21 protein-coding genes are annotated in these 24,823 nt (G+C 61.7%); 8 read left to right on the forward strand and 13 right to left on the reverse strand.

The features are described from left to right. Nucleotides 1–10: 10 nt before the first annotated feature. The 4 genes from C4J84_RS11475 (at nucleotide 11) to C4J84_RS11490 (ending at nucleotide 3,564) form a co-directional block, all read left to right on the forward strand. Nucleotides 11–400 (forward strand): RidA family protein, encoded by a 390-nt coding sequence (locus C4J84_RS11475; protein WP_032896881.1) that lies wholly within the window; start codon nucleotides 11–13, stop codon nucleotides 398–400. A gap of 167 nt (nucleotides 401–567) precedes the next feature. Beyond that, a complete protein-coding gene (locus C4J84_RS11480; protein WP_124370519.1) occupies nucleotides 568–1,332 on the forward strand; it encodes an IclR family transcriptional regulator in 765 nt (254 codons plus the stop codon). A 9-nt stretch (nucleotides 1,333–1,341) separates the two neighbouring features. After that, a complete protein-coding gene (locus C4J84_RS11485) occupies nucleotides 1,342–2,550 on the forward strand; it encodes an amino acid deaminase (RefSeq protein ID WP_124435354.1) in 1,209 nt (402 codons plus the stop codon). A gap of 108 nt (nucleotides 2,551–2,658) precedes the next feature. Continuing rightward, nucleotides 2,659–3,564 (forward strand): sugar kinase, encoded by a 906-nt coding sequence (locus C4J84_RS11490; RefSeq protein WP_124435355.1) that lies wholly within the window; start codon nucleotides 2,659–2,661, stop codon nucleotides 3,562–3,564. 109 nt (nucleotides 3,565–3,673) lie between these two features. On the opposite strand, the gene C4J84_RS11495 is transcribed toward C4J84_RS11490, so the two are convergent. The 12 genes from C4J84_RS11495 to C4J84_RS11550 all read right to left on the reverse strand — a co-directional run bounded on the left by C4J84_RS11495 (nucleotide 3,674) and on the right by C4J84_RS11550 (nucleotide 19,271). Next, nucleotides 3,674–3,949: a peptidylprolyl isomerase gene (locus C4J84_RS11495; protein ID WP_124362615.1), complete on the reverse strand. Its 276-nt coding sequence runs from the start codon at nucleotides 3,947–3,949 to the stop codon at nucleotides 3,674–3,676. A gap of 43 nt (nucleotides 3,950–3,992) precedes the next feature. Then, on the reverse strand, nucleotides 3,993–6,530 hold the full coding sequence (locus C4J84_RS11500; RefSeq protein WP_124435356.1) for a PAS domain-containing sensor histidine kinase: 2,538 nt from the start codon (nucleotides 6,528–6,530) through the stop codon (nucleotides 3,993–3,995). Nucleotides 6,531–6,671: 141 nt separating this feature from the next. Beyond that, on the reverse strand, nucleotides 6,672–8,624 hold the full coding sequence (locus tag C4J84_RS11505; RefSeq protein WP_124435357.1) for an acetoacetate--CoA ligase: 1,953 nt from the start codon (nucleotides 8,622–8,624) through the stop codon (nucleotides 6,672–6,674). Between the two features lie 170 nt (nucleotides 8,625–8,794). Then, complete coding sequence (locus C4J84_RS11510) at nucleotides 8,795–9,568, reverse strand: 3-hydroxybutyrate dehydrogenase (RefSeq protein WP_124366834.1); 774 nt, start codon at nucleotides 9,566–9,568, stop codon at nucleotides 8,795–8,797. Between the two features lie 7 nt (nucleotides 9,569–9,575). Next, entirely contained in the window at nucleotides 9,576–10,967 is a 1,392-nt protein-coding gene (locus C4J84_RS11515; RefSeq protein ID WP_124435358.1) for a GntP family permease, read from the reverse strand. Nucleotides 10,968–11,249: 282 nt separating this feature from the next. Then, on the reverse strand, nucleotides 11,250–12,656 hold the full coding sequence (locus C4J84_RS11520) for a sigma-54-dependent Fis family transcriptional regulator (RefSeq protein WP_124435359.1): 1,407 nt from the start codon (nucleotides 12,654–12,656) through the stop codon (nucleotides 11,250–11,252). Between the two features lie 73 nt (nucleotides 12,657–12,729). After that, complete coding sequence (locus tag C4J84_RS11525; RefSeq protein ID WP_124435360.1) at nucleotides 12,730–14,301, reverse strand: ABC transporter ATP-binding protein; 1,572 nt, start codon at nucleotides 14,299–14,301, stop codon at nucleotides 12,730–12,732. 10 nt (nucleotides 14,302–14,311) lie between these two features. After that, a complete protein-coding gene (locus tag C4J84_RS11530) occupies nucleotides 14,312–15,334 on the reverse strand; it encodes an ABC transporter permease (RefSeq protein ID WP_164484536.1) in 1,023 nt (340 codons plus the stop codon). Continuing rightward, nucleotides 15,334–16,392 carry a microcin C ABC transporter permease YejB gene (locus C4J84_RS11535; RefSeq protein ID WP_124435361.1) on the reverse strand — a complete coding sequence of 353 codons (1,059 nt, stop codon included), beginning with the start codon at nucleotides 16,390–16,392 and terminating at the stop codon, nucleotides 15,334–15,336. The genes C4J84_RS11530 and C4J84_RS11535 overlap by 1 nt, the downstream gene beginning before the upstream one ends. Then, nucleotides 16,392–18,251 (reverse strand): extracellular solute-binding protein, encoded by a 1,860-nt coding sequence (locus C4J84_RS11540; protein WP_124435362.1) that lies wholly within the window; start codon nucleotides 18,249–18,251, stop codon nucleotides 16,392–16,394. The genes C4J84_RS11535 and C4J84_RS11540 overlap by 1 nt, the downstream gene beginning before the upstream one ends. Before the next feature lie 129 nt (nucleotides 18,252–18,380). Next, entirely contained in the window at nucleotides 18,381–18,662 is a 282-nt protein-coding gene (locus C4J84_RS11545) for a peptidylprolyl isomerase (RefSeq protein WP_124435363.1), read from the reverse strand. Nucleotides 18,663–18,776: 114 nt separating this feature from the next. Then, nucleotides 18,777–19,271, reverse strand: a complete 495-nt coding sequence (locus C4J84_RS11550; protein ID WP_124435364.1) for a DUF1543 domain-containing protein — start codon at nucleotides 19,269–19,271, stop codon at nucleotides 18,777–18,779. Between the two features lie 106 nt (nucleotides 19,272–19,377). Between C4J84_RS11550 and C4J84_RS11555 the strand changes: the two genes are divergently transcribed. After that, a complete protein-coding gene (locus C4J84_RS11555) occupies nucleotides 19,378–20,199 on the forward strand; it encodes an aldo/keto reductase (RefSeq protein WP_124435365.1) in 822 nt (273 codons plus the stop codon). A gap of 49 nt (nucleotides 20,200–20,248) precedes the next feature. Here C4J84_RS11555 and C4J84_RS11560 read toward each other — a convergent pair whose 3' ends face one another. After that, nucleotides 20,249–20,764 carry an Hcp family type VI secretion system effector gene (locus C4J84_RS11560; RefSeq protein WP_124370534.1) on the reverse strand — a complete coding sequence of 172 codons (516 nt, stop codon included), beginning with the start codon at nucleotides 20,762–20,764 and terminating at the stop codon, nucleotides 20,249–20,251. 468 nt (nucleotides 20,765–21,232) lie between these two features. On the opposite strand from C4J84_RS11560, the gene tssA reads away from it, so the two are divergent. From tssA to tssC, 3 genes are read left to right on the forward strand one after another with little or no spacing between them, the layout of a single operon-like run. After that, a complete protein-coding gene (gene tssA, locus C4J84_RS11565) occupies nucleotides 21,233–22,786 on the forward strand; it encodes a type VI secretion system protein TssA (protein WP_124435366.1) in 1,554 nt (517 codons plus the stop codon). Nucleotides 22,787–22,809: 23 nt separating this feature from the next. Continuing rightward, nucleotides 22,810–23,319, forward strand: coding sequence for a type VI secretion system contractile sheath small subunit (gene tssB, locus C4J84_RS11570; protein WP_124435367.1), 510 nt, complete (start codon nucleotides 22,810–22,812; stop codon nucleotides 23,317–23,319). 15 nt (nucleotides 23,320–23,334) lie between these two features. Further along, on the forward strand, nucleotides 23,335–24,816 hold the full coding sequence (tssC, locus tag C4J84_RS11575; RefSeq protein ID WP_124435368.1) for a type VI secretion system contractile sheath large subunit: 1,482 nt from the start codon (nucleotides 23,335–23,337) through the stop codon (nucleotides 24,814–24,816). Nucleotides 24,817–24,823: the final 7 nt, after the last annotated feature.

Raw genomic sequence — 24,823 nt, forward strand, 5'->3', positions numbered from 1 at the left:
GAGCTATTTTATGAGCATTACTCGTTACGGTACCGGCAGCACCGCCGGCGGCGGCCAGCCACGTCCTTTCGCCCGTGCGGTGGAAGCCGATGGTTGGTTGTATGTGTCGGGCCAGGTGCCGGCGGTGGACGGTGAAATCATCAATGGCGGCATCATCGAGCAAACCCGCCAGACGATGCGCAACGTGGTGGCGATTCTGGAAGAGGCCGGCTACGAATTGAAAGACGTGGTGCGCGTCGGCGTATGGCTGGAAGACCCACGGGATTTCTGGAGTTTCAACAAAGTCTTCGGCGAATACTTCACCCCGGAACACGCCCCGGCGCGCGCCTGTGTGCAGGCCAACATGATGGTGGACTGCAAGGTGGAGATCGATTGCGTGGCCTACAAGAAAAAAGGCTAAATTGCCCATCTCTTGAAGCCACAATGGATCAAATGTGGGAGGGGGCTTGCCCCCGATAGCGGTGTATCAGCAACAGATGTATGCACTGGCACACCGCCATCGGGAGCAAGCCCCCTCCCACAGGGGATTACTGTGCAGCACACACCTTGTCAGGACTTAACACTGCCATGACCGAAGACACCATCAAACGCCGCGCCAAAGGCCTGGACCGTGCGTTCGATATCCTCGATTTTCTCAAGGAAATCGGCCAGCCACTGCGCCCGAATGACATCGCCAGCGGCATCGGCAGCCCCAAGTCCACGGTCTACGAACTGGTCGCCTCGCTGCTCGAACGGCGCATCCTGGAAACCGTGGGCAAGGACGGTCACGTCTACCTCGGACGCCAGCTGTACTTCCTCGGCCAGGCGCACCTGCGCCACTTCGACCTGACCCGCGAGGCCGACCACGCCTTGCAGGAGATCGTCAGCCAGACCCACGAAACCGCGCAGATGTGCCTGCTCAACGGGCGCAAATACACGGTGGCGCTGATGCGCGAAGGCGAGCGGCATTTTCGTATTTCCTCGGATATCGGCGAAAACGCGCCGATCCCCTGGACCGCTTCGGGGCGCCTGCTGCTCGGGCACTTGAGCGACCGGCAAATCATCGACCTGATCGACCCCGACGATTTCATCCTGCCGGATGGCCTACGCCTGCCCCTGGAGACCTTCCTGGCGCAGATCCGCCAGGCCACCCTCGACGGGTTCTTCTCCTTCGACAGCGTCGCCGACACCTTTACCCACTGCTTTGCCGCCCCGGTGCGCGACGCGCAGGGCGTCAGCATCGCGACGCTGTGCATCGTCGCCCCGCGGGCCGATGCGAGCAAAAACTATCACGACTATCGCCGGGTGCTGATCGACAGCGCCAATAACCTGGCCCGGCGCATCAACGAATAGGAATTTCCCATGTCTGCCTTCAATGCCGTTGAAAAAGGCGCCGCCGCAGTTGGCGCTCACCTGGTCCGCGATGTCAGCCTGCCGGCCCTGGTGCTGCACCGCGAGGCCCTGGAACACAACATTCGCTGGATGCAGCAATTCGTCAGTGACAGCGGCGCGCAGTTGGCGCCACATGGCAAAACCAGCATGATGCCGGCGCTGTTTCAGCGTCAGCTCGCCCAGGGCGCCTGGGGCATTACCCTGGCCACTGCGGTGCAGACCCGCGCCGCCTACGCCGGCGGGGTGCGCCGTGTGCTGATGGCCAACCAACTGGTCGGCGCGCCGAACATGGCGCTGATCGCCGACCTGCTGGCCGACCCGGATTTCGATTTTCACTGCATGGTCGACCATCCGGACAACGTTGCTGACCTGGGCCTGTTCTTCGCCGCCCGTGGTCTGCGCCTGAACGTGATGATCGAGTACGGCGTGGTCGGTGGCCGTTGCGGTTGCCGCAGCGAGCAGCAAGTGCGCGAGCTGGCAGAGGCGATCAAGGCCCAGCCGGCCCTGGCCCTTACCGGTATTGAAGGCTATGAAGGTGTGATCCATGGCGATGAGGCGATCAGCGGCATTCGCGCGTTCGCGGCCAGCCTGGTGCGCCAGGCGGTAGACCTGCAAGACAATGGCTATTTCGACCTGCCCACCCCAATCGTGACGGCGTCGGGTTCGGCCTGGTATGACCTGATTGCCGAATCGTTCGAGGCGCAGAATGCCGCCGGCCGCTTCCTCAGCGTCCTGCGCCCCGGCAGCTATGTGGCCCACGACCATGGCATCTATAAAGACGCGCAATGTTGCGTGCTCGACCGTCGCAGCGACCTCAACGAAGGCCTGCGCCCGGCGCTGGAAGTCTGGGCCCATGTGCAATCGTTGCCGGAACCGGGCTTTGCGGTAATCGCCCTGGGCAAGCGCGACGTAGCCTACGACGCCGGTCTGCCGGTGCCGCTCAAGCGCTACAAGGCAGGAATTTTACCGGCCGAGGGCGATGATGTCAGCGCGTGCAATGTCACGGCGGTGATGGACCAACACGCGTTCATGACCGTGGCGCCGGGGGTTGAACTGCGCATTGGCGACATCATTTCGTTTGGTACTTCCCATCCATGCCTGACCTTCGACAAGTGGCAGGTGGGCTGCCTGGTGGATGAGCAACTGCGGGTGATCGAGTCCCTGCGCACCTGCTTCTAGACCGAGTCGCGCCTATCGGGGCAAGCCCCCTCCCACAGGGGAAGGCATTCCAAATGTGGGAGGGGGCTTGCCCCCGATGAGTCCATCAGCCCCACCGAGACAGCAGCCATGACCACTAACCCCCGCATCGCCCTCATCGGCGAATGCATGATCGAACTGCAACACCGCGCCGACGGCAGCCTGCACCAGAGCTTCGGCGGCGACACCCTGAACGCGGCGGTGTACCTGCGCCGCGAGCTGGGCGACTTCGGCACTGTCGATTACGTCACCGCCCTGGGCGATGACAGTTTCAGCGATGCCATGTGCCAACAGTGGGCTGATGAAGGCCTTGGACTGGGCATGGTCCAGCGCCTGGCCGGGCGTTTGCCGGGTTTGTATTGCATCCAGACGGACGCCAACGGTGAGCGCAAATTTCTCTACTGGCGCAACGAAGCGGCTGTGCGCGACTGTTTTACCACGCCGGCCGCCGAGCCGATCCTGGCAGCCCTGCCGGGCTATGACTGGGTGTATTTCAGCGGCATCAGCCTGGCGGTGCTGGGGGAAATCGGGCGTGAGCGTTTACTGGAAAGCCTGATCGAAACCCGGCGTCGCGGCGCCAAGGTCGTATTCGACAACAACTACCGGCCGCGTCTGTGGGCGAACATCGAGGCGGCCCGCGCGGCGTATCACCGCGTGTTGGCCGAGGTGGATATCGCCTTGCTCACCGAGGACGATGAGCGCGCGTTGTTCGGTTATGCCGACAGCGAGCAGGTGTTTGCGGCTTACCCGATGATTAAGGAGGTGGTGCTCAAGCGCGGCGCGGATGACTGTTTGATCCGTTGCGCCGGCGAGCGCTTTGCCGTGCCGGCGTTGAAGGTGGAGAAGGTGGTGGACACCACGGCGGCGGGAGATTCGTTCAGTGCGGCGTATTTGGCCGGGCGGCTCAAGGGTTGCTCGCCGGAGCAGGCTGCCTTGGCAGGGCATCGGTTGGCAAGTCGCGTGATTCAGGTGCCGGGTGCATTAATACCGAGGTGAATGGCCGCCTGCGGCGGATCGGGGGCAAGCCCCCTCCCACACTTTGATGTGTGAATACATCCAAATGTGGGAGGGGGCTTGCCCCCGATAACGGTGTAAAGCCAACCCCTCAATCCCGGTAAAACACCTGCACCAAGTGATAACCAAACTTGCTCTTGACCGGCCCATGCACCACCCGCAGCGGTTTCTTGAAGATCACTGCATCGATCGCCCCAACCATCTGCCCTGGCCGCACTTCACCCAGATCACCGCCGCGCTTGCCCGATGGGCAAGTGGAGTACTTCTTGGCCAGCACATCAAAGGCTTCGCCCTTGGCAATACGCTGCTTGAGCTGTTCGGCTTCTTCGCTGGTTTTCACCAGGATATGACGGGCTTGGGCTTTCATCGATCTCTACCAGGTGTGCGACGGCGCGCGATTATGCCTGAACTCAGGCATCTACGCCGATCATGCTGCGGATTTTGGTCGCCAGCAGGTCAATGGAAAACGGCTTGGCCACCATGTCCATGCCGTGCTCCAGAAAGCCCTGGCGCTCGGCGGCTTTTTCGGCGTAACCGGTCATGAACAGCACGCGCAGCCCCGGCCGGTGCTGGCGGGCGATTTCCGCCAGTTGCCGGCCGTTCATGCCCGGCAGGCCGACGTCGGTCACCAGCAGGTCCACGCGTAGATCCGACTCCAGCAACGGCAGCGCGGTGCGCGCGTCCGCTGCCTGGTGCGCGGTGTAACCCAGCTCGTCGAGCAGATTGACCACCAGCATGCGCACCGCCGGGTCGTCCTCGACCACCACCACCGCTTCGCCGGCCAGGGCCAGCGGCGCTTCGGCCAGGCTGGCGGGCAGGTTGCTTTCCAGCGCGGTGCCATGCAGGCGCGGCAGGTACAGGCGCACGCAGGTGCCCTGGCCCGGTTCGCTCTGGATAGTCACATGGCCCCCCGATTGCTGGGCAAAGCCGTAGATCATCGACAAGCCCAGGCCGGTGCCCTGGCCGATGGGTTTGGTGGTGAAGAACGGGTCGAAGGCTTTGGCGAGGATTTTCGGCGCCATGCCGCTGCCGTTGTCGCGCACGCCGAGCATCACGTAGTCGCCGGCCTTGACCGGCTCCAGGGTGGTGATATCGGTGCCGTCCAGATAGCTGTTGGCGGTTTCGATCAGCAGTTCACCGCCGTCGGGCATGGCGTCGCGGGCATTGATCACCAAGTTGAGCAGGGCATTTTCCAGTTGGCTGGCGTCGGTGTTCACCGGCCAGATGTCTTTGCCAAGCTGCACGGTGAGCGTGATATGCGCGCCCTTGGTGCGGCGGAACAGATCTTCCAGGGACGCCACCAACTGGTTGGGATCGGTGGGGCGCTTGTCCAGCGACTGGCGCCGCGAGAACGCCAGCAGCCGGTGGGTGAGGGCGGCGGCGCGGTGGGCGGAGGCCACGGCGGCATCGGCAAAGCGGCCGATGTCTTCGCTGCGGCCGGCGGCAATGTAGCGTTGCATCAGGTCGAGGCTGCCGATGATGCCGGTGAGCATATTGTTGAAGTCGTGGGCGATACCGCCGGTGAGCTGGCCCACGGCTTCCATTTTTTGCGCGTGGCGCAGCGCGTCTTCAGCCCGCTCGCGCTCGAACATTTCGTTTTGCAGGCGCTGGTTGGCCTCGGCCAGCGCCTGGGTGCGCTGGGCCACGCGCTCTTCGAGGTTTTCGTTGAGGTGGCGCAGGGCTTCTTCGGTGAGTTTGCGTTCGGTCTCGTCGATCACAAAGATGTAGAAACCGTTCACCGAGCCGTCAGTGCAGAAGCGCGGCAGGTACTTCATCAACGCATGGCGCGGCCGCCCGTCGCGATGCGGCGTGACGGTCATGAAGCTGCACGCCTTGCCGTTGAGCGCGGCGGCGATCTTGTCTGCGCGCCCGGCGTACACCTCGTCGCCCAGCACCTCACGGATGGTCTTGCCGTACAGTTCCTGAGGCGTCTTGCCGTACCAGTCGAGGTAGGCGCTGTTGTTCAAGCGAAAGCGTTGCTCGTGGTCGACATAGCCGATCAGCACCGGCATGGCGTTGATGATCAGTTGCAGTTCGGTCTGGCTTTGACGCAGCGCCTGCTCGGTGTGCTTGCGCTCGGTGAGGTCCAGTGCGGCACCGAGGAAACGGGCGGGGCGGCCTTGCGGGTCCTTGTAGCAGCGGCCACGGGCAAACACCCAGCGTACCTGGCCGTCGGCTTGCAGCAGGCGGTATTCCTCGGCGTATTCGGTGCCGAAGGTGATGCAATGCTTGATGCTGCGCGTGACCGTGCCACGGTCTTCGGGATGCACGCCGAGCAGGTAGGCGCTGATGGGCAGCAGGCCGGCGTCATTGGGGGCGACGCCGTGCAGGTAAGCGAAATGTGCGTCGGCGATAAACCGGTCTTCGCCGATGTCCCAGTCCCAGGTGCCTACCGCGTCGGTCGCCGCCAGGGCCAGTTGCAGTCGTTGCTCGGTGTTGTGCTGGGCCTTGAGGCTGTCTTCGGAGCGCTGTTGCAGTTCGAGGGCTTGGCGGCGCCGCTCGTTGGTTTCGATGGCCGTGACCAGGATGCCGGCCACGCGGCCGCTTTCATCGCGCACTGGGCTGTAGGTCAGGTCAAGCCAGATTTCAGTGTCGCGCTGGTTGCGCTGCAGCACGAAGCGCTGCTCGCTGAAGGTGCGCACTTGGCCGCTGAGCACCGCGTCGTAGACCGGCGCGGCGAAGCTTTGCAGCTCCGGCCAGGTCGCGTGCACCGGCTGGCCCAGGGCGCCGGGGTGCTTGTTGCCGACCAGCCGGGCGAAGCCATCGTTATACAGCTGGGTGAGCTGCTCGCCCCAGAGCAGCAGCATCGGCATGGGCGAATGCACCACGATATCCACGGCGGTGCGCAGACTTTGCGGCCAATCATTGGCCTCACCGAGGGGGCTTTGCGCCCAGTCCAGCCGCTCGATCATTGCTGCGGCTTCGCTACCGGTGGATGTTCCATTCATGAAAAAGCCTTGCGTATCACGCTTTGAAAAATGACAACACCCATTATTCCAAGAGACAACGACGGGTGGCTACCTCGAAAAATAGCACGCATTGCCGGGTTTTCTGCAAAACGCCGTATCAGGGCTGAAGCCTTTCATCTGTCACGCCAGCTCAGGGCGGTCGCGAAAGTGTTCGAGGGCCTCGGGGTTGGCCAGCGCATCGGTGTTTTTCACCGGCTCCCCATGCACCACATTGCGCACCGCCAATTCGACGATCTTGCCGCTGATGGTGCGCGGGATATCGGCGACCGCGAGGATTTTCGCCGGCACGTGGCGCGGTGTGGTGTTGGCGCGGATCACCTGGCGGATCTGCTGCTCCAGCGCCTCATCCAACTGGACACCGTCAGCAAGGCGCACAAACAGCACCACCCGCACGTCGTCCTGCCAGCGCTGGCCGATGGCGAGGCTTTCCAGCACCTGCGTGACTTTTTCCACCTGGCGATAGATCTCGGCAGTGCCGATGCGCACGCCGCCAGGGTTGAGCACCGCATCGGAGCGGCCATGAATCAGCAGGCTGCCGTTGGGACGTTGCTCGGCGTAATCGCCCTGGGCCCACACGCCGGGGAACTGGCTGAAATACGAGGCCCGCAACTTCTGCTGCTGCGGGTCGTTCCACAGCCCGATGGGCATCGCCGGGAAATGCCGGGTACACACCAATTCGCCTTTCTCGCCGACCAGTGGGCGGCCCTGCTCGTCCCACACTTCGATAGCCATCGCCAGGCTCTTGCACTGCATTTCGCCACGGCGCACCGGCAACACCGGGTTACCAATCACGAAGCAGGAGACAATATCGGTGCCGCCGGACATCGATGACAGGCACAGCTCGGCCTTGATCTCGCGGTACACATAGTCGTAGCTCTGGGGCGACAGCGGCGAGCCGGTGGAGATCAACCCTTTGAGGCTGCGCAAATCATGGCTGAGGCGCGGTTGCAGGCCGGCCTTTTCCAGGGTGGCGAGGAACTTGGGGCTGGTACCGAACACGCTGATGCGTTCGGCGTCGATCAGGTCGATCAAGCGTTGCGGGCCCGGATGAAACGGAGAGCCGTCATACAGCACCGCCGTGGCGCCCAGGGCCAGCACCGACACCAGCCAGTTCCACATCATCCAGCCGCAGGTGGTGTAGTAGAACAGGCAGTCTTCACGGGACAGGTCGGCATGCAGGCCATGTTCCTTGAGATGGGTGAGCAGTACGCCGCCGGTGCCGTGAATGATGCATTTGGGCACGCCGGTGGTGCCGCTGGAATAGAGGATATACAGCGGGTGATCGAACGGCACCGCGACGAACTCGGGCGTGCCGCCGGGTTGGTAGAAGTCGCTCCACAGTGCGACGCGGGCGGACGTGCGGTAATCCGTGACCTGCGCCTGAGGGCGGGCGTAGGGCACGATGATCAAGTGTTCCAGGGACGGCAGCCGCTCGAGGATTTCATTGAGCTTGGCGCTCTGGTCGAGGGTCTTGCCGGCATAGCGATAACCGGCGCAAGTGATCAGCACCTTGGGCTCGATCTGGCCGAAACGGTCGATCACGCCTCGGGTGCCGAAGTCCGGCGAAGAGCATGACCAGATGGCGCCGAGGCTGGTGGTGGCGAGCATGCCGACCAGGGTTTGCCAGCTATTGGGCATGCACGCCGCCACACGGTCACCCACACCGACACCGGCCGAGCGCAGGCTGTTTTGCAGGCCGGCGACATGTTCGGCCAATTGCGCGTAGCTCAATTGTTCACGCTGGCCGTCTTCACTGATGGCAACCACCGCCGGGTGATCGTCGCGACGGCGCAGCAAGTGCTCGGCGAAGTTCAGGGTAGCGCCGGGAAACCACTGGGCGCTGGGCATGTCGGCGCTCTCGATCAACGTGGCGCTGGGCGGGCTGCGAAATTGCACCTCGAAAAACGCCACGATGGCCTTCCAGAAGTCCGGGCGCTGGTCGATGCTCCACTGGTGCAGCGCGGGGTAGTCGCCCAGCTGCAGGTGGTGGCGCGCATTGATGTAGCGGCGGAACTGGTCCATGCGCGTGTTGGCGATGCGTTCCGGGGAGGGTTGCCAGAGGATGTCGGACATTGCGGGGTCTCTTGTTCTTGTGTGAGGTTTGTCAGACAAAGCAAGTCCAAGGTGGGAGGGGGCTTGCTCCCGATGGCGGTGTTTCAGTTTGCACATTCATTGACTGACCCACCGCTATCGGGAGCAAGCCCCCTCCCACATTTGGATATCTTCTGTTCGGTAGACCGTGGTTATTGGGCCAGCCAGCCACCGTCGATATTCCACGCTGCGCCACGCACCTGGCTACCGGCCTCACTGCATAAAAACAGCACCAACTCACCCAGCTGCGGCGGTGTCACGAACTCCAGCGACGGTTGTTTTTCCGCCAGCAGATCATGCTGCGCCTGCTGCGGGCTCACCCCGTTGGCCGCGCGATCGTCGATCTGCTTCTGCACCAGCGGCGTCAGCACCCAGCCCGGGCAAATCGCGTTGCACGTCACGTTGCTGGTCGCGGTTTCCAGGCCCACAACCTTGGTCAGGCCGATCACCCCATGCTTGGCCGCCACATAGGCCGCCTTGCCCACCGAACCCACCTGGCCGTGCACCGAGGCGATATTGACGATGCGCCCCCAGCCCTTGGCCTTCATGCCCGGCAGGCTCAAGCGCGTGCTGTGGAACACCGATGACAGGTTGATGGCGATAATCGAGTCCCAGCGCTCCACCGGAAAATCTTCCACCGCCGCCACATGCTGGATGCCGGCGTTATTGACCAGTATGTCGACGCCCCCGAACTCACGCTCGGCATACGCGAGCATTTCGGCGATCTGCGCCGGGTCGCTGACGTCTGCCGGGTGATGCCCGACCTTGCCGCCAAACGCCTGTACCTGGGCGATCACGCCGCTGGCATCGCCGAAGCCGTTGAGGATCAGGTTGGCGCCGGCCTTGGCCAGGCTCAGGGCAATGCCCAGGCCGATGCCGCTGGTGGAGCCGGTGACCAAGGCGGTCTTGCCGTTCAATGTCGTCATGAAAACCTCACACTATGCCGGTGGCGTAGAACGTACCGATCACCACGAACACCGCGAGGGTCTTGATGATCGTGATGCCGAAAATATCCTTGTAGGCTTCGCGGTGGGTCAGCCCGGTCACCGCCAGCAGGGTGATCACCGCGCCGTTGTGGGGCAGGGTGTCCATGCCGCCGCTGGCCATGGCTGCGACCCGATGCAGCACTTCAAGGGGGATATTGGCCGCATGGGCCGCTGAAATAAAGCTTTCGGACATGGCCGCCAGGGCGATGCTCATACCGCCGGATGCGGAGCCGGTGATCCCCGCCAGCAGAGTCACGGTAATGGCTTCGTTGACCAGCGGGTTGGGAATGCCCTTGAGCCAGTCCGCCAATACCAGGAACCCCGGCAACGAGGCGATCACTGCACCGAACCCGTATTCGGAAGCGGTGTTCATCGCTGCCAGCAGCGCGCCGCTGACCGCACTTTTGCTGCCCTCGGCCAGCTTGCTTTTGATCGCCGAAAAACCGCACACCAATACCACGATAATCCCCACCAGCAACGCCGCCTGCACCGCCCAGATCGCGGTGAGCTTGGCGATTTCGGTGGTCACCGGGGCGCTCATGCCCGGCAGGCTGAGGCTGTGGGTCTTGCCGTACCACTGCGGGATCCAGTAGGTGAACAGCAGGTTCATCACCCCCACCAGAATCAGCGGCGACAGCGCGATCCAGGGGTTCGGCAGGGCCAGATTCTCGGCGGTTTCCGGCTCGTTGCGCAGCTCGGTGCCATAGCCTTCACCCGCGCGCTGGGCCTTGTTGCGCTGGCGCGACAGGTAGAGCATGCCGGCGCAGAACACGAAGATCGTACCGATCAGCCCCAACCACGGCGCCGCCCAGGCGGTGGTGTTGAAGAAGGTGCTCGGGATGATGTTCTGGATCTGCGGCGTGCCGGGCAGGGCGTCCATGGTGAACGAGAACGCACCGAGGGCGATGGTGGCCGGGATCAGGCGCTTGGGGATATTGCTCTGGCGGAACATCTCCGCGGCAAACGGGTACACCGCAAACACCACCACGAACAGCGACACGCCGCCGTAAGTGAGCAGGGCACAGACCAACACAATCACCAGCATCGCCTGGCGCGTACCGAGCAAACGAATGGCGGCGGCGACGATGGAACGCGAGAACCCCGACAGCTCGATCAGCTTGCCGAACACCGCCCCGAGCAGGAACACCGGGAAATACAGCTTGATGAAACCAACCATTTTCTCCATGAACACCCCGGTAAAGGCCGGTGCGACAGCGGAAGGGTCAGTCAGCAGAACAGCGCCGAGGGCGGCGATCGGGGCAAACAGGATAACGCTATAGCCACGGTAGGCAGCCAACATCAGCAGCGCCAGGGCTGCCAGGGCAATGATCACACTCATGGTGTGTCTCCAATTGTTATTTTTGTGGGTGAAACGCTGGAGAAGGGCTATAGCGAGATGTGTGCCATGTTTCTAACTTATTGAAATATAAAAATATTTAGCTGTTTCTTGGCGAGAGTTCCAGTCAGTGTCTCAATTCAGAGACCGCCACCGATCAAATGTGGGAGGGGGCTTGCCCCCGATGGCGGTGGGTCAGCCAGCACAAACATTGACTGAACTATAGTTATCGGGGGCAAGCCCCCTCCCACATTAGACTGTCTTGAAAGTGAGAACGCTGTCTCTTTAGTGAGACTGAGTAAGGCCCAGAGCTAGCATTTTCTTGTACAGCGTCGACCGCCCCAGCCCCAATCGCTTGGCGGCCGCCACCACATTCCCTGCGCATGTTTGCAAGGCATCACCGATCAACTGCCGATCAAACCGCTCCCGCGCCGCCGCAAAGGTCTCGTCCGCGACTCTCTCCACCGCACCACGCGCCACCGGCCTGAACGTGCCAATCGCCGCCCGAATCTCCCCGGCGTTCAACACCAGGTCATCGCTCAACAACGCCGCCCGCTCCAGCACGTTGCGCAGCTCACGGATATTCCCCGGCCACGCGTGCTGCGCCAACAGCGCCAGGGCTTCGCGGTCCAGTTCATGCTGGCTGCGCAGTTCCTCGAGGATCGCTTCGCTCAGCGCCGGAATATCTTCCAGTCGCTCACGCAGCGGCGGCACCTGGATCGGCAACACGTTCAGGCGGTAGTACAAGTCCGCACGGAACTCGCCACGCTTGATCGCCGCTTCCAGGTCCATGGATGTCGCCGCGATCACCCGCACATCGCTGTGCAGCATTTCGTTGGAGCCCACCGGTTCGAATTCCTTTTCCTGCAGTACCCGCAATAACTTGCTTTGCAGCGGCAGCGGCATGTCGCCGATTTCATCGAGGAACAGCGTGCCGCCCTGGGCGATCTGGAATTTGCCGGGACGGCCTTTACGGTCGGCGCCGGTAAAGGCGCCCGGCGCGGTGCCGAAAAATTCGGCTTCGAGCAGGTCGTGGGGGATCGCCGCGCTGTTGATGCTGACGAACGCCTTGTGGGCTCGGGGCGATGCGCCATGGATGGCCTGGGCGAGCAATTCCTTGCCGGTGCCGGTTTCGCCCAGCAGCAGCACCGGCGATTCGGCGCTGGCACTGCGCCGCGCACGGCGCTTGACTTCAAGGCTGGCGGCGCTGGTGCCGATGAAGTGCGCGAAGTTGTATTTGCTTTGCCGCGAGCGCAACAGCGAACGCGTGGACGCCAGTTCCTGCTGCATGCTCAGGTAGCGCTCGATCAGCGGCGACAGGTTGCGCAGTTCATCGAACAGCGCAAACCCAATCGCACCGATCACCGCGCCCGCATCGTCGTGGATCGGCAGGCGCATCACCACCAGTGGGCCCTTGGGCGTGTCCTGGATATCCAGCAGAATCGGCCGGTCGTTGCGCACCACCTGGCGCAACAGGCTGTTGGAAATCACCTGCTCGCAGGGTTGGCCGATGGCCTGCTCGGCGCTCTTGAGGCCGAAACGCTTGGCGTAGCGCTCGTTCATCCAGACGATATTCGCATCACGGTCAACGATCACCGTGCCTTCGCTGGACTGCTCGATGATCTCGAACAGCGACTGAATGGCCAGGCCGCGAACGTGTTGGTAGTCCTTGAGGTTTTCGGTGGTGTTCATAGTCAAAGCGCCGATTGATGGTCCAGCAGGTGAAGCGTGGCGAGGGGGCCCGCTCGCCACTATAAACGCGCTTCTACAAGGGGATGTGTGCGGCAGCCAACAGTTCCTTGGTGTAGGGATGCTGCGGCGCTTCGAACACGGCATGGCTGGGGCCGCGCTCTACCACTTTGCCGTCCTTGACCACGATCATATCGTGGGCCATCGCTCGCACCACCGCCAGGTCATGGCTGATGAACAGGTAGGTCAGGCCGTATTTCTCCTGCAGTTCGCGCAACAAGGCCACCACTTGTTTTTGCACCGTACGGTCCAGCGCCGAGGTCGGCTCATCCAGCAGCATCAACGCCGGCTTGAGCACCAGCGCCCGGGCGATAGCGATGCGCTGGCGCTGGCCGCCGGAAAATTCATGGGGGTAACGGTGCCGGCTGGCGGGGTCCAGGCCGACGTCCTTGAGTACCTGGATCACCTGGGCTTCGCGCGCGTCGAGGCTGCACGGGGCGTGCACTTCCAGGCCCTCGCTGATGATCTGATGCACTGACATGCGCGGGCTGAGGCTGCCATACGGGTCCTGAAACACCACCTGCATCTGCTTGCGCCATGGGCGCATCTGCCGGTGGTTGAGCGGGTCGAGGGCCTCGCCCTGGAAGCGGATGCTGCCGGTGGAATCGAGCAGGCGCAGGATCGCCTGGCCCAGAGTCGACTTGCCCGAGCCGGACTCACCGACAATCCCCAGGGTCTTGCCGCGCTGCACACTGAGGCTGATACCGTCCACCGCCTGCAGGTAGCGCTTGGGTCGCAGCAGCCCGCCGCCGAGAGCAAACCGCACGCTCAGGTCGTTCACCTGCAATACGGTCTCGCGCTCCTCGCCGCACAACACTTCAGCCGAGGGCTCGGCGTCCAGCAGCAAGCGGCTGTAGGGGTGCTGTGGCGCGGCAAACAAGGCCTGGCAGTCGGCCTGCTCGACGATCTCTCCGGCGCGCATCACGCACACCCGCTGGGCAATGCTGCGCACCAGGTTGAGGTCATGGCTGATCAGCAGCAGTGACATGCCCAGGCGTTGCTGCAAGGATTTGAGCAGCAGCAGGATCTTGCGCTGTACGGTCACGTCCAGCGCGGTGGTGGGTTCGTCGGCAATCAGCAGCTCCGGCTCGCAGGCCAGGGCCATGGCGATCATCACCCGCTGGCGCTGGCCTCCCGAGAGTTGATGGGGGTAGGCCTTGAGCCGCTCCTGGGGTTTCTGGATGCCGACCAGGTCGAGCAACTCGAGGATACGCGCCTGCGCCGCCTTGCCGCCCAGGCCCTTGTGCAGCAGCAGCGTTTCGCCGATCTGCTTTTCGATGGTGTGCAGCGGGTTCAGCGAGGTCATCGGCTCCTGGAAGATCATGGCAATGCGGTTGCCGCGCAGCTTTTGCAGGGCCTTAGGCGACGCGCCCATCAGCTCCTGGCCGCGATACTTCACCGAGCCTGTGCTGAGCGTGCCGGCTTCGGGCAGCAGTTGCAGGATCGAATGAGCGGTCACCGACTTGCCCGAGCCCGACTCACCCACCAGCGCCAGGCACTCGCCGGGGCGAACGTCCAGGTTCACATTGCGCACCACCGTGTGGCCGCTGAACGCCACGCTGAGGTCACGGATTTCGATCAGGTTCATATGCAATCACTCATGAGCGAGGGTCGAAGGCATCACGCAACGCCTCGCCGATAAACACCAGCAGCGACAGGATCAGCGCCAGGGTGAAAAACGCCGTCAGGCCCAGCCATGGGGCTTGCAGGTTTTGCTTGCCCTGGGCGATCAACTCGCCCAGCGACGCGCTGCCGGCCGGCATGCCGAAGCCGAGGAAATCCAGGGCGCTCAAGGTCGAAATCGCCCCGGTCAGGATGAACGGCAAATAGCTCAAGGTCGCAGTCATGGCATTGGGCAGGATATGCCGGCCAATGATCTTGCCGTCGCCCAGGCCCAGGGCGCGCGCGGCCTTGACGTACTCCAGGTTGCGCCCGCGCAGGAACTCGGCGCGCACCACATCCACCAGCGCCAGCCAGGAAAACAGCGCCATGATGCCCAGCAACCACCAGAAATTCGGCTCGACAAAGCCCGACAGGATAATCAGCAGGTACAGCACCGGCAGGCCCGACCACACCTCGAGGATGCGTTGCCCCAGCAAGTCCACCCAGCCGCCGTAGTAACCCTGCAACGCCCCGGCGGCGATGCCGATGGCGGCGCTGATCGCGGTCAGCGCCAGGGCAAACAGGATCGACACCCGTGCGCCGAAGATCACCCGCGCCAGCACATCCCGCGATTGGTCATCGGTGCCCAGCCAGTTCACCGTCGACGGCGGGCTGGGGGCAGGGCGGGCCAGCTCGTAATTGGGCGTATCGTCGCTGAACGGGATCGGCGGGAACCACATCCAGCCGCCGTCCTGCTTGATCAGCTTCTGCACGTAGTCACTGCGGTAGTCGGCCTGGAACGGCAATTGCCCGCCGAACTGCTGTTCGGTGTAGCGCTTGAATACCGGGAAGTACAGCTCGTGCTTGAAGCTGAGCACCAGCGGCTTGTCATTGGCGATCAACTCGCCACCGAGGGTCAGGATAAACAAGCCAATAAATAACCACAGGGACCACCAACCGCGACGGTTCTTCTTGAAGCGCTCGAAACGCCGACGAGCCACGGGCGACAGATTGAGCATCAGGCGTTCCTCGCGGCGAAGTCGATACGCGGGTCCACCAGGGTGTAACAGAGGTCGCCGATGAGTTTTATCAAGAGGCCGAACAGGGTGAAGATAAACAACGAACCAAACACCACCGGATAGTCCCGTGAGACGGCCGCTTCATAGCTCATGCGGCCCAGGCCATCGAGGGAGAAGATCACTTCGATCAGCAGGGAACCGGCGAAGAATACGCTGATGAACGCCTGGGGAATCCCGGAAATCACCAGCAGCATCGCGTTGCGAAACACATGGCCGTACAGCACGCGGCGTTCGCTCAAGCCCTTGGCGCGCGCTGTCACCACGTACTGCCGGGTGATTTCGTTGAGGAACGAGTTTTTGGTGAGGATGGTCAAGGTGGCGAACCCGCCGATCACCAGCGCCGTGACCGGCAATACCAGGTGCCAGAAGTAGTCGGCGATCTTGCCCACGGTGCTCAGTGCTTCGAAATTCTCCGACACCAACCCGCGCACCGGGAACCAGTTCAGCGACGTGCCGCCGGCAAACACCACGATCAGGAACATCGCGAACAGGAACGCCGGCATCGCATAGCCGATCACGATGGCGGTGCTGCTCCACACATCGAAGCTGCTGCCATGGCGCACCGCCTTGCGGATGCCCAAGGGGATCGACACCAGGTAAGTGATCAAGGTGGCCCACAGGCCGAGGGAAATGGTGACCGGCATCTTTTCCAGGATCAGGTCGATCACCGTCGAGCCGCGAAAGAAGCTGTTGCCGAAGTCCAGTTGGGCGTAGCTCTTGAGCATCAGCCACAGGCGTTCCGGTGCAGGCTTGTCGAAGCCGTATTGCTTTTCGATGTCCTTGATCAGCTTCGGGTCCAGGCCACGGCTGGCCCGCGAGCCGCTGATGCCTTCGCCTGCGCCGGCGCCCACACCGCCGCCGCCGATGCCTTGCAGATGGGCGATGGCTTGTTCCACCGGCCCTCCGGGCGCGGCCTGCACGATCACGAAATTCACCAGCAGGATGATCACCAGGGTCGGGATGATCAGCAGCAGGCGCCGCACGATATAGGCAAACATCAGCGCGCATCCCCGCGTTTTTTCAGCTCGGCTTGCATCTGCTCATTGGTCAGCGGCGTCGGGCTGACTTCCCACCAGGTTTCCAGGGCTTCATCGTTTTTCGCCTCGATGGCCGGGCGGCCGAAGCGGTTCCACCACGCGGCGGACGTGCCGGGCGGGTAGTAGTTGGGAATCCACAGGTAGTTCCACTGCAGCACCCGGTCCAGGGCGTGGGCGTAAGTGAGCATCTGCGCCTGGGTGTCGGCCTTGACCAGGCCCTTGATCAGGCGGTCGACGGCCGGGTCCTGGAGCGCCATGTAATTGTTGGCGCCCGGGTCGAACGCAGCGGCGGAACCGAAGAAATTGTACAGCTCCATGCCCGGCGAGGTGGTAACCGGAAAACCGGTGACGATCATGTCGTAGTCCCGCGCCATCAAGCGGTTGACGTACTGGGAGGAGTCGATGCGGCGGATATTCAAGGTGATGCCGATCTGCGCCAGGTTGCGTTTGTACGGCAGCAGCAGACGTTCCAGGCCCGCCTGGGCGTTGAGGAAGGTGAACTCTAACGGCTCGCCCTCGGCGTTGACCAGTTTGTCGCCTTCAGGCTTCCAGCCCGCTTCTTCCAGCAGGGCCAGGGCCTGCAACTGTTTGTCACGGATCATGCCGCTGCCATCGGTGACGGGCGCCTTGAACACTTGGGTGAACACCTCATCGGGAATCTGCCCGCGCAAGGGTTCCAGGATCGCCAGTTCTTCCTGGGTCGGCAACTGGGTGGCGGCAAGCGGGCTGTTGGAGAAATAGCTTTGCTGGCGGATGTACAGGTTGCGCATCATTTGCCGGTTGGCCCATTCGAAATCCCACAGCATGGCCAGGGCCTGGCGCACGCGGCGGTCCTTGAACATCCGGTTTTGCACATTGAAGACATAGCCCTGGGCCGGTTGCGGCATCCCCTTGGCCAGATGCGCGCGTTGCAGGCGGCCATCGTCAAGGGCCGGGCCGTTATAACCGATGGAGTAGCCGGTGGCGGAAAACTCCCGATTGAAGTCGTAGGCACCGCCGCGCAGCACCTGGCGCGCCACTTCGATGTCGCCGAAATACTCAAGGCTCAAGTGATCGAAGTTGTACAGGCCACGGCTGACCGGCAAATCCTTGCCCCACCAATCGGGGTCGCGAGTAAAAGTGATGGTGTTGCCGGAGTCGATCTTGCTGACCTTGTACGGGCCACTGCCCAGTGGCGCTTCATAGCCGCCGCCGTTGGCGAAGTCGCGGCTCTTCCACCAATGTTCGGGAAACACCGGCAGGGTGGCGAGATCCAGGGGCAGGGTGCGGTTTTCATTGCTGGAGAAGTCGAAACGCACCTGGCGCTCGTTTTCGACTTCGACATGCTTGACGTCGGCGAACAGCGTGCGAAAACGCAGGCTGCCTTGGGTCATCAACAAGTCGAAGCTGTAGCGCACGTCTTCGGCGGTGATCGGTTTGCCATCGGCAAATCGCGCCTTGGGGTTGAGGTAGAACCGCAGCGACAGGCCGTCGTCGGCGCGTTCCATCTTTTGCGCGACCAGGCCGTAGACCGTGTAGGGCTCGTCCAGGGAGCGCTGGGCCAGAGGCGCATAAACCCAGCCGTCGATCTGGGAAACACCGATGCCTTTGTCGACATACGGCAATACATGGTCAAAGCGCCCGATTTCCAGGGCGGAGCGGCGCAGGCTGCCGCCTTTGGGGGCATTGGGGTTGGCATAGTCGAAATGGCTGAAGCCGTCGGGGTACTTGGCCGGCTCGCCATACACCATGAGGGACGCTTGTGGCGCCGCAATCACGGCGTTGCTGGTCAGGAACACGACCAGGGTGATGCTGAACAGTCTGGGAAAAGCCAATCGCATTATCAGCCTTGAGCGCGGGTGAACAAGAATAGAGAGCTGTACGTTAACGGCTTAAGCGTCGTCAGTCATCACATGCACAACGGCCCGCCAAATGGCGGGCCGTTGTCTACAACATCAGCACAGACTGAATCAGTCCTGGCGGCTGGTGACTTCCAGCAGGTGATAACCGAACTGGGTTTTCACCGGGCCTTGTACGGTATTGACTGGGGCGCTGAACACTACGGTGTCGAATTCCTTGACCATCTGGCCGGGACCGAACGAACCCAGGTCGCCGCCTTGACGGCTGGACGGGCAGCTGGAGTTGGCTTTGGCGACTTCAGCGAAATCAGCGCCGCCTTCGATCTGGGTCTTGAGTTCGTTGCACTTGTCTTCAGTGGAAACGAGGATGTGGCGGGCGGTGGCTTTGGCCATGGGAAATAACTCCTTAAGTAAAAAAACGGTGAGCCTACCGGATTCAGGCGGTTATTTCCTGGCAAAGTTCCGTCTACTTGCCCGAGCGGACCAGAAGCGGCCTGGCCCGCGGGTTCAGGCCAAAACGATGTAGTCGTTTTGTTGGATGATGGGGGCGTGCGGGCCTTGTACAAGATGCACATAACGGCCGTCCACCAGGTCGATGGGCAGGCAATCGTCGATATCCATTACCGCGTCGGTGTGGGCCTGGGACCAGTGGCGCAACACGTGCTGCTTGCCCTTGCTCATCGCTTCGCGTTTGTCGCGCGCCACCAGCAACAGGTAGTGATGCGCCTCGCCGAAGCGGTTGGCCTCATAGCCGCCGAGGTTGATGAAATACAAGCGAGGCGCATCGCCATGCGGCGCCAATTGGCTGAACTCGACCTTCCAACCGTCGACACCATCGACCGCCATCCACGAATCGATGTGCACGCCCTTGGGGCTGCCAAACCAGGCGTCGCGCAATTGCGGGTAGGTGGCCTGTAGCGTATCCGCCACGGCAAACGCGACATCGTGTACTTCGATCCGGGCCCTGGGGTGCTTGCCCCCGAGCATCACAACAAACAGCATTGCGGGTGATTCCTGGCGATTGATCAGAGGCCAACCATACTGCGATTGAACCCTTTTGTCCGGTCAATGCCACACTGTTAATCCGCGAACTCATCAGGAGGTTGTCATGCGTACTATCGATCTGGCCGGTGTCCCCGTCCCTGTCATCGGCCAGGGAACCTGGCGCATGGGCGAAGACCCAAACCAGCGCCGCGCCGAAGTAGCCGCCTTGCAGCTGGGTATCGACGAAGGCCTGACCCTGATCGATACCGCTGAAATGTACGGCGAAGGCGGTGCGGAGGAGGTGGTCGGCGAGGCCATCAAGGGCCGCCGCGACCGGGTATTTTTGGTGAGCAAGGTCTATCCGCACAACGCCAGCAGCCAAGGCGTGCCCCGCGCCTGCGAAGCCAGCCTTCAGCGCTTGGGCACCGACTACATCGATCTGTACCTGCTGCATTGGCGCGGCCAGTACCCCCTTGCAGAAACTGTCGAAGCGTTCGAGCTTCTGCGCGAAGCTGGCAAAATCGGCCGTTGGGGTGTTTCCAACTTTGATGTGGCAGACCTGCAGGAACTGGCGTCCCCCGCGTGTGCGACCAACCAGGTGCTCTACAACATTGAAGAACGTGGTATTGAGTTCGACCTGCTGCCATGGTGGCAACAGCACCATCTGCCCTTGATGGCTTACTGCCCGATTGCCCAGGGCGGCGAGCTGTTGGCGAGCCCGACGCTCAAGCAGATTGCCCATCGTCATGAGGCCACCCCCGCGCAAGTCTCTCTAGCCTGGGTCTTGCGTCAAGAAGGTGTGATCGCCATCCCCAAGGCAGTAACGCCCGACCACATACGGCAAAATGCCGCTGCTGCGAAGCTGATGTTGGACGAGCATGACCTGGACGCGATCGACCGCGTATTTGGCGCACCCAAGCGCAAGCACCCGCTGGCGATGGTGTAGCGCCAGCAGGAACGGCACCTTCCCTGGGCCGTTCCCGCCACCGTCGCGGTTAGCCGGCCACTGGACTGCGCCAGTCGTCCGAGCCTGAAGTGCCGGCTACTTCATGGGTCCAGACGATCTTGCGATAGGTGAAATACACGTCCTCCAGATGGGTGAAGTGGGCGTTGTCCGGGTCCTGGCAGTTGGGCATGCGCGACTGGACGTCCACGATCGTCGCGCCTTCCAGTTCAATGGTGAAGTAGTGCTCCTGTGTGCCTGCCGAAGAGGTGCGAAACCATTCCAACCGGCACGACACTTCTTCCCCCGAGGTCAGTGCGCTGAATAGCAGGGGCGAGGATTTGTCGAAGACCTTGCTGATCATCAGCGGTTTATGCACGCGCTGGCCGGTAGGCTGGCCCGATTGCGGGTCGCGGGGAATGATCACCTGATGGGCAAATGCCTGCACCAGAATCTGATCCTCGTGGCCTTCCTGATAAATGTTGCCTACCGAGTCCTGGGTAAATGTACCTGCGGTGATCAAACCTTGTTTGACACCGGTGACTGAGAGGTACGCGGGTGTTGGCATGACGGGTTTCCTTGTCTGATTGAGTAGGTGCTCCCGAACGGTGAAGTTGCCGATCGGGTGAAATGCCTTTAACAAAAAGCGTGCCTGAAAGTGCGTGGGTCAATGAAATCAAGGTGTGAGAAGTTAAAGCGTTTCATATGGGGGTGATTTTGCGGATGTTTAGTATTTTAAGTTGCACATAAGTGTGCAGTTAATTGCTCATGGTGAGAAATGAGTAATCAGGCGCAGTTGGCGGTGATCGCGGGTTATTTAACTTGATTAAGTGCGCAAATTACTGCGCAGGCCTTGATTTTAGATGGTTCGTAGGAAATTCCTTAAGTGTGGGGCTGTGGCTTGCTGACTGTTTTTTTGATGGCTAAGGTTCGTTCACTTCGTTGTGTGTTGAGCGAGGGTTAAGCGGAGCTCTGCTACGCATTTCCCAGTATCAAGTTTGCCTATTCAGCCTTCATAGTTGTGTGCAGCCCAAAAATGGTTCATTCAGAAAAGTTGTGCGCTTATTACCAGGAACTTGCACGAAAACCTTGCTCGCCAGGGGATTTTGCCGGCAATGACGTGCGCTTTTCGAGTGAGTTTGAAACCGTGGAAGCCGAGGTTGCCAAGACACAATCCATACATGGCGCGAGCCTGCCGGACTGGCAGCAGGTCTGCGAATCCAGTGAGCGCCTGTTGCGTGAGCAGTCCAAGGACCTGCGCCTCGCTGTGTGGCTCACCTGGGGACTGCATCAACGTGATTCATTCCCGGGGTTGCTGGCTGGCCTCGGTTTGCTGGTTTATCTCTGTGAGCATCACTGGGCGGCGGTCTATCCCACCAAGCTGCGCACCCGCGTTGCCGCATTGGCTTGGCTGGTGACGCGCCTCGGCCCGCTCTTCTCGCAGAACCTGTCGCTTGTCGATCGATTGCCCTTGTTCCAGGCGTTGCAGGCACACCTTGTGCGCCTTGATGAGCTATTGAACGAGCGCCTTGGCAGCGACGCCCCGTTGTTGTTGCCGATCCGGCGACAACTGGCGGAACGTCTGGCGCGTGCCACGCAAGACGGCGCGCATTCAGCGGGCGCTGCGGGCGTGATCACCCAGGTCAAGCAGGCGCTCACGCAGTCGCTCAAGCCTGAGTTGCTGATCAACAATGAAAAAGATGCCCACAAAGTGCTGCGCGCCTTACAGGAACAGGCCCGTACGTTGTGTGCCTGGTGGTTGCGCCAGAATGCCACCGACCTGCGGGCCTTGCGTTTGGGACGCACCTTGGCGTGGCTGAGCCTGGTCAATTATCCCGATGCCAACAGTGAGGGGGTGACGGCGTTGCGCCCGCTGGCTCCCGACAAGCTTAAACGTTACCAGGATCGTCTCAGCCAAGGCCATCACGCCGAGCTGTTGCTTGAGCTCGAGGTCAGCCTGGCGGGCGCATTGTTCTGGTTCGATGGGCTGCGCATGCTCTGGGAATGCCTTGAAGCCCTGCACGCGAACCTGGCCATGGCCGAGCTGGAAACGAGCTTCGCGCTGTTATTGCAACGTCTGCCGAACCTGCCTGAATTGCGCTTCGACGACGGCACGCCGTTTGCGGGCCCGGCGACCTGTGAGTGGATCACGCTTCATGTTGTTCGCCACCTGCACAAAGCCGAGCCTTTCAATGCCGTTGCCGATGGCGGCAGCGAACCCTGGGAAGCCGCCTTGCAGACGGTCATGCCCAGCTTGCGCAAGGACGGGCTCAAGTCTGCCGTCGGCGTGCTCAAGCAGGGTTTGCACAGCGCTGGCAGTGAACGCGCGCGCTTTCATTGGCGGCTGGCACTGGCCAGGTTGTGCATGCGGGCGGGCAAGCCTGACCTGGGCAGAATCCAGCTGGAACAGCTGGACCTCGAACTACAACGCGCGGGCCTGGACCGCTGGGAGCCGGAACTGGCCCTGCACGTCGGCCGGCTCCTGTACCGCTGCTATGACCTGTTGCCGCAAAACCACGCCGTGCGCGAAAGCAAAGACGCCACGCATCGCCGGTTGTGCCAGTTCGATCTGGAAGCAGTACTCGAATAAAAAACATCAAAAGGAGAAACACCATGGCCAAAGACGGTTCGGTAGCACCCAAGGAACGTATCAACATCACCTTCAAACCCGCACTGGGTGGTGCACAGGAGGACGTCGAGCTGCCGTTGAAACTATTGGTGCTGGGGGATTTTTCCCAGCGCGACGACTCGCGCAAGCTTGAGGATCGCAAGCCTATCGGGATCGACAAGAACAGCTTCGACGAGGTGTTGGCCAAACAGGCCCTGAACTTGACATTGAGCGTGCCCAATCGCCTTCAGGATGACGCTGAGGTTGAAGAGCTGGCGGTCCAGGTGCGGATCAACTCGATGAAGGACTTCAACCCCGCCAGCCTGGTCGAGCAAATACCGCAGTTGCAAAAGCTGATGGTGCTGCGTGAGGCATTGGTGGCGCTCAAGGGCCCGCTGGGCAACACCCCGAGCTTTCGTAAAGCCATTGAGCAGGCACTGGCCGATGACGACTCCCGTGCTCGGGTGCTGGCCGAACTGGGGCTGAGCAGCCCTGATGCCGAACCTATTCAGTAAAAGGACACTGATCCCATGACGACTACCCAGTACAACTCGCTGCCTCTGCCCAAAGCCGCCGACGAGTGCAGCATTCTCGACAACATCATTGCCCAGACGTTACTGAGCGCCGATGACGAGGCGTACAGCATCGCCAAGCGGGGTGTGTCGGCGTTTATCGAAGAATTGGTCAAGCCTCACAACCGCGAAGAACCGGTCAAGAAGCGTCTGGTCGACCGAATGATTGCCGAGATCGATGCCAAGCTCAGCCAGCAAGTGGACGAGATCCTGCACCACCCGGAATTCCAGGCACTCGAGGCAGCCTGGCGAGGGCTGCAACTGCTGGTCGAGCGCACCAATTTCCGCGAGAACATCAAGATAGAGCTGCTGAATGTCTCTCGGCAGGACCTGCTGGACGACTTCGAGGATTCCCCGGAAGTGACCCAGTCGGGGCTTTACAAGCATATCTACAGTGCTGAATACGGCCAGTTTGGCGGCCAGCCGGTAGGGGCGATCATCGCTAACTACTTCCTGTCCCCCAGCGCGCCTGATGTGAAACTCATGCAGTACGTTTCCAGTGTCGCCGGTATGGCTCACGCGCCGTTCATCGCGGCCGCCGGGCCAGGCTTCTTTGGTCTGGAAAGCTTTACCGGCCTACCTGACCTCAAGGATCTCAAGGATCATTTCGAAGGCCCGCAGTTTGCCAAGTGGCAGAGCTTTCGCCAGAGCGAAGATGCCCGCTACATCGGCCTTACCGTACCGCGTTTTTTATTGCGCACGCCGTACGACCCCCTTGAGTGCCCGGTCAAAACCTTTGCCTACCAGGAAAATGTGGTCAACAGCCACGAGCACTACTTGTGGGGCAACACGGCCTACGCCTTCGCCACTCGCCTGACCGACAGTTTCGCGCGCTTTCGCTGGTGCCCGAACATCATCGGCCCCCAGAGTGGCGGGGCGGTCGAGGACTTGCCGTTGCATCATTTCCAGAGCATGGGTGAGATTGAAACCAAGATTCCTACCGAGGTACTGGTTTCAGACCGACGCGAATACGAGTTGGCGCAAGAAGGGTTCATCGCCCTGACCATGCGCAAGGGCAGTGACAACGCTGCCTTCTTTTCCGCCAGTTCCGTGCAGAAACCCAAGACGTTCGGCATCAGCGAAGAGGGCAAGGCAGCGGAGCTGAACTACCGGCTCGGTACCCAGTTGCCTTACATGATGGTGATCAATCGCCTGGCCCACTACCTCAAGGTCCTGCAGCGCGAACAACTGGGCTCGTGGAAGGAACGCACCGACCTGGAGTTGGAACTCAACAAGTGGATTCGCCAATACGTGGCGGATCAGGAAAACCCCAGTGCCGAGGTGCGCGGGCGCCGTCCGCTGCGCGCAGCGCGCATCGTCGTCAGCGATGTCGAGGGTGAGCCGGGCTGGTACCGCGTCAGTTTGAGCGTACGGCCGCATTTCAAATACATGGGGGCGGACTTCACCTTGTCCCTCGTCGGCAAGCTCGACAAAGAATGAGCCGAGG

The organism is Pseudomonas sp. R11-23-07, assembly GCF_003852295.1.
GTDB lineage: Bacteria > Pseudomonadota > Gammaproteobacteria > Pseudomonadales > Pseudomonadaceae > Aquipseudomonas.